Source organism: Marinomonas sp. 5E14-1 (assembly GCF_039939215.1).
GTDB lineage: Bacteria > Pseudomonadota > Gammaproteobacteria > Pseudomonadales > Marinomonadaceae > Marinomonas.
The window spans coordinates 230,694-248,168 of sequence record NZ_JBDXMW010000004.1 but is presented as its reverse complement, the minus strand read 5'-3'; the positions used below and the strand labels follow the sequence as shown (position 1 = coordinate 248,168).

The following is a 17,475-nucleotide window of genomic DNA, read 5'->3' as shown; positions in this document are numbered from 1 at the left end:
GAGTAGGGCAACATGATATGCGGGAATAGCTCAGTGGTAGAGCACAACCTTGCCAAGGTTGGGGTCGCGAGTTCGAGCCTCGTTTCCCGCTCCATTTCCGTATTTTAAATACGTCCCATTCGTCTAGAGGTCTAGGACACCGCCCTTTCACGGCGGTAACAGGGGTTCGAACCCCCTATGGGACGCCATCTTCTTTTTGTTTCAAGCATGTCTTTTTTTACGCTATCATAGTTAACCTGTTTTTTTGAGTTTTTAGCCATGATTTGGTTTGTCAATTACAAGTCTGATACCTCACTTTCGGTTGCTGATCGTGGTTTAGCTTATGGAGACGGTGTTTTTGAAACTATCTCCGCAACATCAAGATCTTTATTGCATATAGACGATCACCTATCTCGCCTTTATCGTGGTTTAACAAAGCTTGGAATGCCTTTCTCGGAAAATCAAAAACAAAATCTCTGCACTTTCTTGTACTCTAATATCCTGCCTTTGATTAAAAGTGACTCCGTTGTCAAAATTATGGTGACGCGAGGTGAAGGGGGAAGAGGTTATTTACCTCCTGAGAATTGTCTTCATAGTGTCATTATCGGTATCCTTCCAGCGCCAGACTATAAAATCCAGCGGCAAAAAGGCGTTAGCTTGTCTGTTTCACCTGTTCCTGTCAGTGAAAATCGTTTTTTAGCTGGAATTAAGCATTTGAACCGTTTAGAAAATGTCCTGGCAAAACAGCTTTTAATGAAAAGTGATTTTGAAGCCATCATGCTAAACAATAACGATGAAGTCGTTGAATGTATTCAGAGTAATGTATTCTGGCTAAAACAGGGTGTTCTGTACACTCCATCGCTTTCAACATCAGGTGTTCAAGGTACTTTTCGAAAATACCTCATTGAAAACCAAGAACAATATCTAATTCAAATTGGTCAATTTCCACTTTCTGATTTACTAAACGCCGACGAAGTGTTCATCACCAACAGTTTAATGGGTATTATGCCGGTCACTCATATCGCGGGAAAATCTTTTCCAATTGGAATAGATACCCGAAAATTACAAGCTTTAATGTAAGCTAAGGATGGGCATGAAGTTCATTAAATGGTTTTATCGTGTTGTCTTTCTTTTCATCACTTTCGCTGCTGTCGCGGCGGGCTTTTTTTATTCCTCTGTAACCACTCCTATTGGTGAAACATCCATAAAATCGTTTGAAGTAAAAGCGGGGGATACTTTCTATCAATTAGGCTATAAATTGAATGCTAGCGAGTTGATTGAGTATCCTTTTTTAACTCGTATCGTCTCTAAATTGCATCCTGAATGGACTCCAAAGGTTGGGCAATATGCTATTGCGCCTGAAATGAACTTGCTTGATGTTATGGCTTTGTTTGATTCTGGTAAGTCTATTTTCTATTCGATCACGCTTTTAGAAGGCAAAAATACTCAAGAATTTCTTGGCGCCATGGAAGCCAAAGGCAATATTAAAATGACGTTGCTTGGTTTATCACATGAAGAGATTGCAGAAAAAGTCGGTTTAAACGTACCTCATCCAGAAGGGCAGTTCTTTGCCAATACTTACCGCTATCATAAAGGTGATACGGATGTCAGTATATTGAAACATTCTCATGCTTTGTTGCGTTCAACACTCGATGAGTTATGGGAGCAAAAAGCAGAAAATTTACCTTATAAAAATGCTTATGAGGCTTTGATTATGGCTTCAATCATTGAAAAAGAAACAGGTGTGCCTGAAGAGCGCAGTTTGATCGCTCAAGTATTCATCAGTCGCTTGGAAAAGGGCATGCGCTTACAAACAGATCCAACGGTAATTTATGGCTTGGGGGATGCTTTTTCGGGCAATTTAACACGCAAAGGCTTACAAGATTCATCGCCTTATAATACATATCGTGTTTATGGTTTACCGCCAACGCCGATTGCCAATGTGGGTCGTGAAGCCATTGCAGCAGCCTTAAACCCCGAAGCTACCAAAGCCTTATACTTTGTTGCTAAAGGAGACGGCACACATGCCTTCTCTAATACGCTTCAAGAGCATAATCGTGCCGTTAGAAAATATCAGTTTAAACGTCGTGAAGACTATCGTTCTACTCCAAAAGCAGTGAAATAGAGGTGTTACAAATGAGAGGCAAATTTATTTCATTAGAAGGTGGGGAAGGTAGCGGTAAAACGACGGCTATCCAATACATTAAAGAATGGCTTGAAGTGCAAGACATTCCCTATTTAATGACTCGTGAACCTGGTGGTACGCCTTTAGCAGAAGATATTCGTCAGCTTATCTTAAGTCCACGAGAGGAAAGCGTGGATGACATGACTGAACTTTTATTGGTTTTTGCTGCAAGAGCCCAGCATTTGGCAGAAAAGATTTGCCCAGCTTTAGATAGGGGTATTTGGGTCATCAGTGATCGTTTTTTAGATTCTAGCTATGTATATCAAGGTAAAGCTCGTGGCGGTGATACAAGCGTACTGGACCAATTATCTGAATGGGTGGTTGGAGAGAATAAGCCTGATGCTACATTGTTGCTGGATATTTCTGTGGAGCAGGGGCAAGAGCGTGTTCAGCAACGTAAGCATCAGGACCGCTTAGACAAAGAGTCTGCGGATTTTCACCAAAAAGTTCGTGATGGTTTTTTAGAACGTGCGAAAATTGAGCCAGAGCGAGTCAAAATTATTGATGCAAGCCTTCCTTTAGAAGCGGTACAGGCGCAAATTGAAACCCAATTAGTTGCATTGCAAACAATGTGGTCAGGTGGAAATAAATGACAGACTTACCACATTGGTTAAAGCCTTGCTTACAACAAGTGCAAGTGCTTAAAAAGTCCAAGACTCTGTCACATGCTTTATTGGTTACGGGTGCTGATGGTGTAGGGCAAGAGCAACTCGCGCAAGAGATTGTAAAAGATTTAATGTGTGAAAGTGACCAAGGTAATGCTTGTGGTTATTGTCACTCTTGTCAATTGATGGCGGCGGATACACACCCTGACTTTCGTATATTGGACGGTGAAGCTGGCATCATCAAAGTGGATCAAGTTCGTCAATTGGTCACTCAAATCAGCCAAAAACCTCAGATTGGAAAGAGCAAAGTTATATTGATTACTCATGCTCAAGCCATGAATATCAACGCGGCGAATGCGGTATTAAAAGCATTGGAAGAGCCTTCTGCCGGTACTTACTTTATTTTGACTAGCTCTCACTCTACGAGCCTTTTACCGACTATTAGAAGCCGATGTTTATTGGTTAATGTGCCAACACCTAGTTTGACAGAGGTGAAACAGTGGCTCATGTCTCAAGCAGATGGTGAAGAGGCTAGCAAATTATTCTGGCTGACAACACAACCCTACAGGCTTTTGACTATTCAACAGCAAGGAAAAGTAAAACTTTATAGTAACTTGCTTGAACAACTGCAAAACATGTTTGAAAACACCACTTCAATTAATGATGTCCTAAAGGGGCTAGACAGTAAAAATTTTGAAGACTATTGCAATGGCTTGTCGGCAATTGTGCACCAATGTATTTGCCATTCGACAGGAATGAAACTTGACGAATCTCTATCTCCAATTTATTCGATACTGATAGCGAGACTTGGAATTCAAGGTCTAATGAGGCGCTATCAAGCATTGCAAAAGTTGAAGTCAGACCTTCAAAAAACAAATTTGAACCCCATAATGCAACTTACACACGAATTAAATCAATGGTAGAACAACTATGCTAATCGACACTCACTGTCATCTTGATATGCTTGATTTGACACCTTATAACAACGACCTTAATGCCGCGATTGATGCTGCTTACGAGAAAGGCGTTAGACAATTATTAAGTATTTCTGTCGATTTAGAAAAAATGGATACTATCCTTAGCTTCACAAAGCGCGATGGGGTTTATGCAAGTTGTGGTGTGCATCCTTTACAAACAGAAGGTTTGATTACTAACGACTCGGTTCTAAGAAAATACGCTCAAGACAGCAAGGTGATTGCTATTGGAGAAACAGGTCTTGATTACTTCTATGAAACGTCTGAAGAGGCTCATGATGCTCAAAAAGTCAGCTTCATGCATCATTTGAAGTTGGCAGGAGAATTAGATCTTCCTGTAATTGTCCATACGCGCAACGCGAAACAGGATACATTGGATTTAATTAAGCAATATGGCAATCGTAAAACTGCTGGGGTGCTACATTGTTTCACTGAAGATTATGATATGGCCAAAGCAGCGTTAGATGAAAATTACCTTATTTCTATCTCTGGCATAGTGACCTTTAAAACCGCAGAAGACCTAAAAGAAACAGTCAGAAAGCTCCCATTAGAATCACTTATCGTTGAAACCGATTCACCTTATCTGGCTCCAGTGCCTTATCGTGGTAAGAAAAACGAACCTAAGTACGTTTCAGAAGTGGCGCAATACGTCGCGGATTTAAAAGGAATCCGTTATGAGGCTTTATTGGAAGTGACAGCAGAGAACTTCCAGCGGGTTTTCAAAAGAGCGCTACCAGAGAATCAATTGAAAATTCAGGCATAATCGGTAGGAACTCTATTAAATAGCCTAATCAATAATGTTTGAGGAATCGCATTTCCAGCATAGGCGAAATGCGATAGGAGTGTTAGTCTCAACATATTGTATTTATTAAATAATATTGAAGGGAGAAACCTCTCCTTTCGCAGGCCGCTTTGTATTGTCTATGGCTTGTCTAAAATAAAAGGAAACTTATTGATGTCAAACATGGTTACCTCTCTTCCATACCAAGCTCTTTCTGCCAAAGTTCCGAATGACCATTTGCCTTTTAAAACCTTAAACGACATTGAACCGCTAAGCGGTATTTTAGGCCAAGAACGCGCTGTAGAAGCAATACAGTTTGGAGTGGCGATGCAGCGCCCTGGTTATAACATTTTTGCTATGGGTGACTCAGGAACCGGTCGCTCTTCTTATGTACTCAATTATTTGAAAAGTGAAGCAAAGCGTCGCCCAGCACCCAATGAATGGGCTTACGTTAATAATTTTACAGAAAGCCATCGCCCTAAAGCCATTGAGTTTGCACCGGGCCTTGCCAGTGTTTTTGAACAAGAAATTCGCACCTTAATTGATGGCCTAATGGCGACTTTTCCAGCCGCTTTTGAAAACGCTTCGTATCAGCAACAAAAAAGTGTAATTGATAGAGCATTCAACGACCAATACGAAGCGGCTATCAACAAGGTTGAAAGAATATCAGGGAAAATTGGTGTGGCAATGTTCCGTGATGCTTCCTCTGTTAGCTTTGCGCCAATGAAAGATGGCAAAGCACTGGAAGAGAATGAATTTGCGGCTTTAACAGATGAAGAGCGAGATGCCTTTCAAGAAGGTGTTTCAACTCTTGAAGGCTTGCTTAACGAAGAACTATTAGGTCTACCACAGTGGAAACGTGCGACTTATGAGCAAATTCGTCAGCTTAATTTAGACACGGTCAAAGAAGCATTGGATCCGTTAACCTCTGCTTTATTTGAAAAGTACAAAGACGATGCAGAAACCACCGCTTATCTTACAGAACTTAGAGCAGATTTAGACAAAACGATCATTGATCAGATGGCTGATGATAAAGCTTCGGAAAATCGTGATGAAATTGGTCGCCGTCAGTTTTATGAAGATTTATATTTACCGAATATCGCCATGCGTCACGAGACGGACGGCGGACAGCCAGTTATTTATGAACCTCACCCAACTTATCGAAACCTCTTTGGTCAAGTAGAGCACAGCAGTGACCAAGGTATGCTGATTACCAGCTATCGCTTGATTCGATCTGGAAGTCTGCATGCAGCCAATGGCGGTTATTTGATTTTGGATGCAGAGAAGCTTCTAACAGATCACTATCTATGGGAAGCACTTAAACGTGCACTCAAGAGTAAGACATTAAAAATTGAGCACCCATACGCTGACATGGGCTTAATGAATACCATGACATTGTCACCACAAGACTTGCCTCTACAGGTGAAAGTTGTCTTGATTGGTGCGCGTGATATTTATTATTTGCTACAGGATGCAGATCCAGACTTTCAAGAGATGTTTCGTGTTCTAGTGGATTTTGACGACACGCTAAAGCGCTCTAAAGAATCTGAATTATCTTTTGCTCGCTTGATGAAAGACCGTGTTGATAAAGAAGAGTATGCCAATGTCTCTCGGGACGGTGTTGCCGCGTTGATTGAATACAGTAGCCGTCTAGCCGAGCACCAACGAGAAATGGCAGCAAAGATTGGAGATGTATTTGAGTTACTAGGCGAAGCGGATTTTGTTCGTCAAATGGCCAAGGATACTGAAATCACCTCGACGCATATTAACCGTGCTTTGAAAGCCAAGAAGCATCGCACTGGTCGAGTCAGCGAGAAAATCATCGAAGAGATCATTGAAGGAACCGTTCTATTAGAAAGCGATGGTTATGCCGTAGGCAAAATTAATGGTTTAACCGTAATGCAAATCGGTGACAGCAGTTTTGGTGCGCCTGCTCGTATTTCAACAACGGTTTACCCTGGTGGCAAAGGCATCATAGATATCGAACGAGAATCGAATCTAGGGCAAAACATTCACTCTAAAGGTGTTTTGATCTTGTCCGGTTATTTGGGGAATAAATACGCTCAGCGTTTTCCTTTAGACATCTCAGCTTCCATCGCGATGGAACAAAGTTATGGTTATGTTGATGGCGATAGTGCATCTACTGCGGAACTTTGCTGCTTGCTTTCCGCTTTGATACAAGTTCCATTACGCCAAGATCTTGCTATCACTGGTTCATTAAACCAATACGGTGAAGTCCAAGCGATTGGTGGTGTGAACGAAAAAATAGAAGGTTTCTTTAATGTGTGTAATGCACGAGGACTAACTGGAAATCAGGGTGTTATTATTCCTAAATCAAATGCTAATAATTTAATGCTAAACGATGAAATCATCGACGCGGTCAAAGCGGGGCAGTTTCATGTTTATGCGATTTCAACAGCGGATGAAGCATTGCATTTATTGACTGGTATTGAACCAGGAGTGGCCAATGATGAGGGAGAATACCCAGAAGGAAGCTTGTCTGCAAAAGTGATTGAGCGTTTAGAGGAAATTGCCAATTTAGGTGAAGAAGAGGAAGAGTCTGAAGAAGATGATTCTGAAGCAGAGGCAAAGTCGAAACAAACTAAGAAATAAGCGTTACGTCTTCATTCGTTAATGCAACCCCATCAGAGAACCTGTGGCATTTATCAATGTTTGCCATTGGTTCTTTTGATTACTTGAGCTTCGCAGTCTGAGTTAACTAAAGAGTAGACCGTGTAATACAAATCACTTGATTTCACGTATACATAGCTCGCCACTTCCTTGCGTTTGCTTGGCAAATGTTTTTTTAGTATCAATGCACTTCGAAACGTCTTGCCACCTACGTAGCTTTGAGCGCTTTTATCGGACGCCTGTTTTGCATCAAAGTCAGCGCATTCTGCGAATGCGAAGTTAGCAAATCCTAGGCATGTTACGAAAATTAAAATACATTTAGAACTTAAAATACTAAACTCCTGTGATCAGCCATTGAATTATTTTATCTTAAGAAAGTCGAAGGGTACATGAAACACAATAATCTTGATGGTGTCATAAAAAGCGTCATGCTGGAAAGTAACTAATAATGCCAGTATAAAGTGTATATTTTCTATATCGTGCTACTTTAGGTAATAATTTTCCAGATAAATAAGCCATCTTATTTGTATTTTTTATATGGAGCGTTCTATGAATAAAGCTTTCTTTGCCGCAATGACCCTGTCTCTGGCATTACCATCAAGTGTTTTTGCTCATGGCGTATGTGGTCATACAGATTTGCATGGCTATATGATTGGTATTAAAGATGAATTAAAACTCTTGTCTTCAGATGTGAAAGCAGGGAACAATGATGAAGCGGTAGGTAGAATCGATCACATTGTTGGATACCTTGAAAAGTCTCATGATGTGATTCCACATCAATTTAGCAGTGACCACCTTGAAGGCGCTGAGCTTGAAGAAAAAACGGCTGAGTACAAAAAAGTGTTAGATGACACGATTGAAGTATTTAATAACTTGGAAGTGGCTTTGGCTTCTAATGATTCCGCGGAAGTAAGAAAGCTATTTGGAAAAATTGGCGAACAAAGAAACATTGGCCATCGAGCGTTTAAAGAAGATTGCTAACACCGTTAGATGACCTAGCTTGAATTCGCTGTTACAATGCGCGCGATAAAGAGAGGATAATATGGCTCGTGCTAAAAAATCGCGCAGTATGCGCGGAAAACTTGGTAAAACTGGTTCAAAAGAAATGATGAAGGAGCAGAATAAAGCTCGAAAAGCTTCTGCCACTCGTCGTTTCGCAACCAAAAAAGCGAAAGAACGTAAAGAACAAGCTCATAAAAAGCTTGAAAGACTAGGCTTGCTTCCTGCAAAAGAAGAAGCGGCTCCAGCAGCTCGCCCACGTCGATTTGTTTTTGTGAAACCAGTGGATGAAAAAGAAGAGAAGGCAAAGAAAGAAGCTGAAGCAATCAAACAGTCAAACGGCATCAACCCTGATACTGAAGAGTTGTCTGTTAATGAATTACTATCTGCTTTCAGTGAAGAAATCTAAGTAAATAATAAATTATCGAAAAGGCTGCATATATATGTGGCCTTTTTTTATGTTAAAAAAGTACCTATTATTCAAGATTAATCGATTACGTTATATAAGGTAATGACTGTGAAAGCATCTGTTCCTATGTCGAGTGTTCGTTATCTGCTTAAGGCTGTTGAAGATCAAGGCTTAGATCGCCAAGCTGTACTTGATAGTCTGGAAATAACACAAGATGAAATAGAGCAAAACGATTCATTCTCAGCTTATCGATATGGCATGCTTTACCAAAAAATCATGTGGCTAATGCAAGATGAGTCCTTTGGTATGCTAAGTGGTGGCAAAGTACCGAATGGGACATTTAGAATGATGTGCCTTTGCATTATTCACGCTAAGAGCCTTTCTCATGCTTTATATCGTTGCAGTGACTTTTATGAAATCTGCCGGGGTCCAACCGTTAAGCCAGTATTGATTAAAAAAGGACGATTTGCTCTGGTGACGTTTGCTCCGATTGATGCATCAGTGGGAGACGTAAACTCTTTAGTTACTGCAGAATCAAAAGAACAAATTCGAACCACGCTTTCGATGTGGCATCATTTTATCTGTTGGCTTATTGGGCGTAGATTAAGTCTGAAGGCAGCCTACTTCACTAGTGAAAGACCAGATGATGTGGAATACTACAAAACCTTATTTCAGTCAGAAGTGAAGTTTAACCAACATGCGAACGCGTTGGTTTTTCCTGCTAGCTATCTGGATATGCCCATTGTGCAAACAGAAGACAGTCTAAGAGGCTTTTTAAAAACAGCCCCTTATCAATTGATGGTCATGGTTGAAAATGACAACAGTCTTAAATCACAAGTAATGGCCATGTTAGGGAAAGACTTCTCAAGAGAAATGCCAAGCGCTGATGAAGTTGCCAGTGCTCTGAATATGAGCGTATCAACCTTACGTCGGCGTTTGAATGATGAAGATACATCTTATCAACATATCAAAGACGAGTGCCGTAAAGAGGCTGCGATTACTTATATGAACGCACCTAGACTCAGTATTAATGATATTGCTGCCTTAATGGGTTTTGATGAGCCAAGTGCATTTTTCCGTTCTTTTAAGAAGTGGACGGGGATGACGCCAGGTGAATACCGTAAAAGCGAAGAGTATTTAAAATTTGGCAAATCCATAAAGCAGTCATAGCTTTGAAGTGTTAATCCCCTCACATTTTATCTCCAACAATCTGGCCTTGAATGTTTTTGTCAGAAATATAGGCCTGAATTGTTATTGAGAGATACATTTTATTTTTTCATTCTATAGGTATACATCCGCTCGGATAATTAACCGGAGAATAAAAAATGAGCGAATACCTATACCCTACAAATGACATTTTATTTAGCTTGTCTTCAGTGGCTAACATTCAGCGACTCTCTCCTTATTTAGAAGACGCAATTGATTCAGATCTTTTGGAAGCCATCCTTGGTGAAGCAGGGAAACTTGCTGAACAGGTAATTGCGCCTATTAATCGTAGTGGAGACCAAGAAGGTTCACGAGTTGAATCAGGAGAAGTCTACGAGGCTAAAGGTTTTAAAGAAGCCTTTAAAGCCTATTCAGAAGGTGGTTGGATTAGTCTTTCTGGTGATCCTCAATACGGCGGGCAAGGTCTCCCTTCTTGTATTGCTACAGCGGTTAATGAAGGCGTTCAAGCGGCTAACCTTGCTTTCTCGCTTTGCCCTTTATTGAGCTTGGGGGCAATTGAAGCAATCAGCCTTCATGCTAACGATGAATTAAAAAATCAATACTTACCTAAAATGTTAGCAGGTGAGTGGGCTGGAACCATGAACCTTACAGAACCTGCTGCTGGTTCAGATTTGGCAGCAATTGCGAGTAAAGCGACTCAGGATGGTGATGTGTATCGTATAAAAGGACAAAAGATATTCATCACTTGGGGTGACCATCAAATGAGTGACAATATCATTCATTTGGTTTTGGCAAGATTACCTAATGCACCTGCAGGTGTAAAAGGCATTTCTCTTTTTATTGTCCCTAAATTTATCTTAGACAATAACAATGAACTCGCTCAACGAAATGATGTTCAAGTGGTTTCCGTTGAGCATAAAATGGGGATTCATGCCTCACCAACTTGCGTTATGAGCTTTGGTGAAAAAGAGGGTGCTGTTGGTTACCTTGTTGGTCAAGAGAACGAAGGAATTAAAGCCATGTTTACCATGATGAACAATGCGCGCCAAGGGGTGGGTTTACAAGGCTTGGCGATTGCAGAGCGCGCTTATCAGCAAGCATTGTCTTATGCGAAAGAGCGTAAACAAGGCATGAAAGCAGATAAATCAGGAAAAGCAGCGATTATTGAGCATCCAGATGTTCTTCGTATGTTAATGACAATGAAGTCACAAATTGATGCGATGCGTTCATTAACTTATGTCGCTGCAGTCGAAAACGATTTATCTCATTTTGCGACAGGTGAGCAGAAGCAAAACTCTATTGAAAGAACCGCTCTGTATACTCCTATCGTAAAAGGTTGGCTCACTGAGCAAGCTCAAGAAGTAACCTCATTAGCTATTCAAGTTCATGGTGGTATGGGGTTTATTGAAGAAACAGGTGTTGCACAGCATGCCCGTGATGCGCGAATTCTGCCTATTTATGAAGGAACCAACGGTATACAGGCGATCGACCTGATAAGTAGAAAGCTGCATTCAGATAAAGGTAAGGCCATGGCCTCTTTGCTTGACGAAATAGAGACAGAATTAAAAGAGTCAACCAGTGTTCATGCAGATAAAGTTAAAGCGGCATTGCGTCAAGCAAAGCGTGCCACCGAATATTGCTTATCCTCTATGAAGAAGAATCCAGTGTTAGGTACTGGCTTGGCTTACTCTTACATGATGTTAATGGGGTATTTAATCGGTGCTTGGTTGCAACTACGTGCTGTAGAGCTTAGCAAACAAGAAGAAAGCCAATTAGATGGCACTCAGAAAAAGTCTTGGGAGCATTCTGTTTCATTCTACTGTGATCATATTTTACCTAGAACTGGTGTGCATTTTGACTCCATTGAGCGCGGTCAGTCATCTATAGACAACTTAGATGAAAACAGTTTTAACAGATAAATAGCACAATACATTATAAAAATAATAATGCCGTTTTTTAGGAGGCAGTATGACAGACAGAGAAGTGATGGAATTTGATGTTGTGATCGTTGGTGGTGGCCCAGCAGGGTTGTCGACTGCTTGCCGAATTATGCAAAGAGCAAAAGCCGAAGAGAAAGAAATTAGTGTTTGTCTTGTTGAGAAAGGTTCAGAGATTGGTGCTCACATTCTATCTGGTGCTGTAGTTGATAAAAAAGCCCTTGCTGAGTTGTTCCCTGATTGGGAAGCAATGGGAGCGCCTTTGCATACAGCGGTTAATCTTGATGAATTGTATTGGTTAAACTCAGAGTCTGGCTCTAAACAGTTAAACAATTGGATGATTCCGAAAACGTTACAAAACGATGGGAATTACATAATTAGTCTTGGAAACCTTTCCCGTTGGCTAGCTGAACAGGCTGAAGAATTAGGCGTTGAAGTCTTCCCCGGTTTTTCTGCGGCGCACCTCGCTTATGATGAAGAAGGCAATGTTGAAGGGGTCATTACTGGTGATATGGGACTTACAGAAGAGGGTTCGCAAAAAGACGGTTTCATGCCGGGAATGCTTTTGAAAGCAAAATACACCATTTTTTCAGAAGGCTGCCGAGGTCATCTTGGTAAAGAGCTGATTGCTCGCTTTGAATTGGATAAGAATAAAGCACCACAGCATTATGGGCTTGGAATCAAAGAGCTTTGGGACGTGCCTGAGTCTGAAAGCAAACCAGGCACTGTAATTCATACGGCTGGTTGGCCATTGGACAAAGAAGCCGGCGGTGGTGGTTTTTTATACCATTTAGAAAATAATCAAGTGGTTGTCGGTTTAATTGTTGATTTGAATTACAAGAACCCACACCTTAGCCCATATGACGAGTTTCAACGTTATAAGCACCATCCCCTCATTTCTCAGCACTTAAAGGGCGCGAAACGTGTATCTTATGGCGCTCGAGCTATTGCCAAAGGTGGTTGGTCGTCTTTACCTAAAATGAGCTTCCCTGGCGGTTTAATTATTGGGTGTGATGCAGGGACGTTAAATCCTGCGAAAATCAAAGGAACGCACACGGCAATGAAAAGTGGCATGCTGGCAGCAGAAACCGTTTTTGATGCGCTGCAGATAAAAACGCCACCAGCAGAATTAGCTCATTTCGATGAAGTTTTACGCAATTCTTGGTTAGGTGAAGAGCTAGAGCAAGCTCGCAACTTTGTCCCTGTGATGCATAAATTTGGGACATTCTGGGGAGGAGCCTATAACTGGCTAGATCAAAACCTTTTCTCTGGTCACTTACCATTTACCTTTAATGATATGAAACCTGATTATGCTTGTATGGAGTCGGCTGAAACACATAAGGCGCCAGAGTATAAAAAGCCAGATGGTTTGTTAAGCTTTGATAAATTATCTTCTGTGTTTTTATCCAATACAAACCATGAAGAAGATCAGCCTTGTCATTTACAATTGAAGGATGCAAACATTCCGATTCAAAGTAACTTGGTGAAATTTAATGAGCCCGCTCAACGATATTGCCCAGCAGGAGTTTATGAGGTTGTTCGGTCCGAAGGTGGATCAATTTTCCAGATAAATTCTCAGAATTGTATTCACTGTAAAACCTGCGACATAAAAGACCCCGCGCAAAATATTACTTGGGTAACACCGGAGGGTTCTGGCGGGCCAAACTATCCAAATATGTAATATAACTTAATGCGTTTACTCTTGTATTTTAGCGATTCCTTCCAGAAGCTAAAGATAGATAGGAATGATTAAAAATAGCATCTAAAGCAAAGAGGTCACGTGCATGTGACCTCTTTGTTCACATTCATCACTGGATTTCAAAATTAGCCTGATTAATAATGATGCCCTACCAAAAAGGGGAACACTATGCGCCTATGGGTTGATGCTGACGCCTGTCCTAATGTGATAAAAACCATTCTTTTTCGCGCAGCCGAACGTACGCAAATTCAATGTATTCTTGTTGCTAACCAAGCGATTTCCATCCCGCCTTCTAAATGGATTGAACGTAGAGTTGTAAGTTCAGGGTTTGATGTGGCAGACGACTATATTGTCGATAATATTAATTCTACTGATTTGGTAGTCACTGCTGATATTCCTTTGGCCTCCGATGTCATTGAAAAGGGCGCTTTAGCTATTAACCCCCGTGGAGAGCTTTATACCAAAGAAAATATTAAGCAGCGTCTTGGAATGCGAGATTTTATGGAGCAGATGCGTTCGTCAGGTGTGCAAATGGGTGGGCCTTCATCTTTCAGTCAGCAGGATCGAATGGCATTTGCGAATACATTAGATAAACTATTAGCACAAAGAATCAAGTAAGTTTTGGTTTTCCGTTTTTTACGTCGATCTATCTGGAAAGTGTTTTATGAATATTTTCCAGATTATTCAACGTTTATTAGGTGAGTTCATATGAAAAAAATCGTAGTAGTAGGCGGCGGTGCAGGCGGCTTGGAATTAGTAACCAAGTTAGGTAATACGTTTGGTAAAAAGAAGCAAGCTGAAGTGATTTTGATTGATCGTAGTCATACTCATATATGGAAACCATTATTACATGAAGTGGCGACTGGATCGCTGGATATTAATAACGATGGTTTGAATTATCGTGCGCATGCAGCTAAACACCACTATCAATTCCAATTAGGTACACTGATTGATGTGGATCCTGAATCACAAACTTTAACGTTAGCTTCTCTAGATGATGAAAAAGGGCATGAAGTTTTGCCCGAGCGTACATTACCTTATGACACATTGGTAATGGCTGTCGGTAGTGTTAGCAATGATTTTGGTACCAAAGGTGTCGCTGAACACTGTTATTTTTTAGATTCACACCGACAAGCAGAGCGTTTTCAACAAGCACTTCTAAATCAATTTTTACGCATTCATCAAGAAGGTGTGGAAGGCAAGCTGAAACTAGCAATTGTTGGTGGTGGTGCCACCGGTGTTGAGCTTTCTGCTGAATTATTCCATGTTGCTGATATGTTAAAAGCTTATGGTATGCCTGAAATGTCTGGGAAGCGTATAGAAGTTCAACTTATTGAAGCAGGGTCAAGAATTTTGCCTGCACTACCAGCACATATTGCATCTTTGGCTAAGCAAGAACTCACACGCTTAGGCGTTAATGTTAGTGAAGAAACCAGAGTTGTCGAAGCCTTTGATGGTGGTTTTTATACGGCAGAAGATACAACAATCGAAGCGAATTTAACTATTTGGGCCGCAGGTGTAAAAGCACCAGATTTTGTTGCCAAAATAAAAGGCGTTGAAACAACAAGAACGAATCAAATTACAGTAAGGAACACCTTGCAAACGACGACATTTGATAATGTCTATGTGATAGGTGATTGTTGCTCTTGTCAGCAAGCAGATGGCTCTTTTGTACCTCCACGAGCACAATCTGCACACCAAATGGCATCAATTGTATTTGGTAATATTAAAGCTTCATTTTTAGGTGAACCATTAAAGGACTATACCTATAAAGATTATGGCTCTTTGGTAAATTTAAGTCGTTACAGCACAGTAGGGAATTTAATGGGCAATCTAGCAGGGGGGTCAATGTTTATTGAAGGGCGCATTGCTCGTTTTGTTTATGTATCCCTGTATCGGCTTCACCTCATCGCTATTCATGGTTGGTTTAAAGCGACAGTCATTATGGCGGCACAGAAGATAGGGAAAGTCGTTAAGCCGAAATTGAAATTGCATTAATTTTTGCTACCTCATTAAAAGCCAAGATTTCTATCTTGGCTTTCTCGTTTCCATCTGCTTTAGTGGCCTTTTAGAAGTAATTCATTCTCAACTGCTGTAAAATACCGTCATCAAAATTAGGTCGAAGTTTACTTATGCTTACTCGACTTTAACCTCAATACAAAATGGTCTTTCCTTTTTTATTATATCGGAGTAGTTATGCTTGCTTATCAGTGGGGAGTATTTGCCATTGCCCTTGGTACTTTTGGTATCGGCACAACCGAGTTTATGCCAATGGGCTTACTTCCTGTTATTGCTGATGGTGTTGGCGCGTCGATTCCAACCGCGGGTTTATTAATCAGTGCTTACGCAATTGGAGTCATGTTTGGTGCACCTTTAGTGACTTTATTTTTAAGCAGATACAGCCACAAAACGGCATTGCTAGCGCTTATGTCTGTTTTCGTATTAGGTAATGTTTTGTCTGCTTTAGCGATCAACTATGAAACGCTATTATTCTCAAGAGTCATTACCAGTCTTGCTCATGGTGCTTTTTTCGGCATTGGTGCGGTTGTTGCGATGAATTTAGCACCGTATCACAAGAAAGGTTCTGCAGTTGCATCTATCTTTTTGGGATTAACCATTGCCAATATTGTGGGTGTTCCTATTACCACATGGTTAGGTCAAACATTTGATTGGCGTGTAGCTTTTGCTATCACAGCGGTTTTAGGTTTAGTTGCGATACTTGGTATTAGCCGCAGTTTGCCAACCATGCCTCCAGCAGAAAAAGTGGATGTGAGAAGTGAGTTAAATGCCATTATGCAACCGGCTGCATTAAGAGCATTTGCGACAACAGTAATGTGTGCAAGCTCAATGTTCACTCTATATACCTATATCACACCAATTATGCAGACTTTGGCTCAGGCTTCAGATAATGCCGTTGCCTCAATGTTAATGTTGACAGGGATCGGGTTCACACTAGGTAATTACATAAGCGGTAAAATCACAGATAAATCCCCAAATATGGCTTTATTGGTTTTTCTTGGCTTACAAATCCTTGTACTGCTGATGTTCCGTTTTTCGGCTACGTCGGTAATCGGAGCAGGGATTACCACTTTACTATGGGGTACGGTAATTTTTGGAAGTGGGCCGCCATTACAAATGCAAGTAATGAAGATCGCAGAAAAGGCACCTGGACTAGCGTCATCTATTAATATAGGTGCATTTAACTTAGGTAATGCTGTTGGCGCTGCGGTAGGTGGCTTAGTCATTAGTATTGGTTTTGGCTATGAATGGCTGCCAATGTTCGCTGCTTTGTTATCCTTTTTCGCTTTACTGATGGTTTTCTTTAATAGTGAAAAATAATAATTGGGGTCAAAGTGAACCTGCTACAGTTTAAACGGAAATAATGGTATTTTAAGTACATAGAAAGTTCGATTTAATCCAACTCTGATCCCAATTATTACAATTATTCAAACAATATTTTTCATGACATGATGTTGATCAGCTTTCTTTTATTTCTGATAAAATGCCTGCTCATTTTTATTGTTTAGGAAAAAAATAGTATGGCAAATCATTACGCAAACCCTGGGCCATTAGGATTAATGGGGTTTGGCATGACAACGTTACTTCTCAATATTCATAATGCGGGTTTCTTCCCATTAAGTGCGATGATTATGGCGATGGGTATTTTTTATGGTGGCATTGCTCAAATAATCGCTGGTTTATTTGAATTCCGTAAAGGGAACACATTTGGTACAACGGCGTTTATTTCTTATGGATTCTTTTGGTTAACATTAGTCGCTATCTGGGTATTACCTAAACTAGGTTGGGCAGATCCCACACCTGCTGGTTTTATGGGGTGTTTTTTACTTCTGTGGGGAGTATTTACGGCGTTTATGTTTGCTGCAACATTAAAGATAAACCGAGCTTTACAGTTTATTTTTGGAAGTTTAGTCGTGCTTTTTGCGTTGTTAGCAATACATGATTTCACCGGCATAGAATGGATCGGCCACCTTGCGGGTTGGGAAGGAATCATATGCGGTGCATCGGCTATCTATTTGGCGATGGCGGAAGTGCTTAATGAACAATATGGCCGTACAGTATTACCTATAGGTGAACTGAAGTAATTTAAT

General features: G+C 40.7%; 15 protein-coding genes and 2 tRNA genes. All 17 read left to right on the top strand.

Annotation, left to right across the window (positions count from 1 at the left end; all coding sequences use genetic code 11):
* Nucleotides 1-19 precede the first annotated feature (19 nt).
* The 17 genes from ABFY09_RS05560 (at nt 20) to satP (ending at nt 17,469) form a co-directional block, all read left to right on the top strand.
* Nucleotides 20-94 (top strand) — tRNA-Gly (locus ABFY09_RS05560).
* 18 nt (nt 95-112) lie between these two features.
* Nucleotides 113-188: transfer RNA gene (locus tag ABFY09_RS05555), tRNA-Glu, on the top strand.
* Between the two features lie 70 nt (nt 189-258).
* Nucleotides 259-1,059: an aminodeoxychorismate lyase gene (gene pabC / locus ABFY09_RS05550; RefSeq protein WP_347983306.1), complete on the top strand. Its 801-nt coding sequence runs from the start codon at nt 259-261 to the stop codon at nt 1,057-1,059.
* Nucleotides 1,060-1,072: 13 nt separating this feature from the next.
* On the top strand, nt 1,073-2,104 hold the full coding sequence (gene mltG / locus ABFY09_RS05545; RefSeq protein ID WP_347983305.1) for an endolytic transglycosylase MltG: 1,032 nt from the start codon (nt 1,073-1,075) through the stop codon (nt 2,102-2,104).
* 11 nt (nt 2,105-2,115) lie between these two features.
* Nucleotides 2,116-2,757, top strand: coding sequence for a dTMP kinase (gene tmk / locus ABFY09_RS05540; RefSeq protein ID WP_347983304.1), 642 nt, complete (start codon nt 2,116-2,118; stop codon nt 2,755-2,757).
* Nucleotides 2,754-3,692 carry a DNA polymerase III subunit delta' gene (holB, locus tag ABFY09_RS05535; protein WP_347983303.1) on the top strand — a complete coding sequence of 313 codons (939 nt, stop codon included), beginning with the start codon at nt 2,754-2,756 and terminating at the stop codon, nt 3,690-3,692. Before tmk ends, holB begins: the two co-directional genes overlap by 4 nt.
* A 7-nt stretch (nt 3,693-3,699) precedes the next feature.
* Nucleotides 3,700-4,506, top strand: a complete 807-nt coding sequence (locus tag ABFY09_RS05530) for a TatD family hydrolase (RefSeq protein ID WP_347983302.1) — start codon at nt 3,700-3,702, stop codon at nt 4,504-4,506.
* A gap of 192 nt (nt 4,507-4,698) precedes the next feature.
* On the top strand, nt 4,699-7,137 hold the full coding sequence (locus ABFY09_RS05525; protein ID WP_347983301.1) for an ATP-binding protein: 2,439 nt from the start codon (nt 4,699-4,701) through the stop codon (nt 7,135-7,137).
* 567 nt (nt 7,138-7,704) lie between these two features.
* A complete protein-coding gene (locus ABFY09_RS05520; RefSeq protein WP_347983300.1) occupies nt 7,705-8,136 on the top strand; it encodes a hypothetical protein in 432 nt (143 codons plus the stop codon).
* A gap of 61 nt (nt 8,137-8,197) precedes the next feature.
* Nucleotides 8,198-8,563, top strand: coding sequence for a hypothetical protein (locus tag ABFY09_RS05515; protein WP_347983299.1), 366 nt, complete (start codon nt 8,198-8,200; stop codon nt 8,561-8,563).
* A 102-nt stretch (nt 8,564-8,665) separates the two neighbouring features.
* A complete protein-coding gene (locus ABFY09_RS05510; RefSeq protein WP_347983298.1) occupies nt 8,666-9,733 on the top strand; it encodes an AraC family transcriptional regulator in 1,068 nt (355 codons plus the stop codon).
* 155 nt (nt 9,734-9,888) lie between these two features.
* Nucleotides 9,889-11,649: an acyl-CoA dehydrogenase gene (locus ABFY09_RS05505; protein WP_347983297.1), complete on the top strand. Its 1,761-nt coding sequence runs from the start codon at nt 9,889-9,891 to the stop codon at nt 11,647-11,649.
* A 49-nt stretch (nt 11,650-11,698) separates the two neighbouring features.
* Nucleotides 11,699-13,348: an electron transfer flavoprotein-ubiquinone oxidoreductase gene (locus ABFY09_RS05500; RefSeq protein WP_347983296.1), complete on the top strand. Its 1,650-nt coding sequence runs from the start codon at nt 11,699-11,701 to the stop codon at nt 13,346-13,348.
* Between the two features lie 186 nt (nt 13,349-13,534).
* The gene (locus tag ABFY09_RS05495; RefSeq protein ID WP_347983295.1) at nt 13,535-13,984 is read left to right on the top strand and encodes a YaiI/YqxD family protein; all 450 of its coding nucleotides are present in this window, start codon (nt 13,535-13,537) and stop codon (nt 13,982-13,984) included.
* A gap of 90 nt (nt 13,985-14,074) precedes the next feature.
* A complete protein-coding gene (locus tag ABFY09_RS05490; protein WP_347983294.1) occupies nt 14,075-15,364 on the top strand; it encodes an NAD(P)/FAD-dependent oxidoreductase in 1,290 nt (429 codons plus the stop codon).
* Between the two features lie 198 nt (nt 15,365-15,562).
* Entirely contained in the window at nt 15,563-16,705 is a 1,143-nt protein-coding gene (locus tag ABFY09_RS05485) for an MFS transporter (protein ID WP_347983293.1), read from the top strand.
* A gap of 200 nt (nt 16,706-16,905) precedes the next feature.
* Entirely contained in the window at nt 16,906-17,469 is a 564-nt protein-coding gene (satP, locus tag ABFY09_RS05480) for an acetate uptake transporter (protein WP_347983292.1), read from the top strand.
* Nucleotides 17,470-17,475 lie beyond the last annotated feature (6 nt).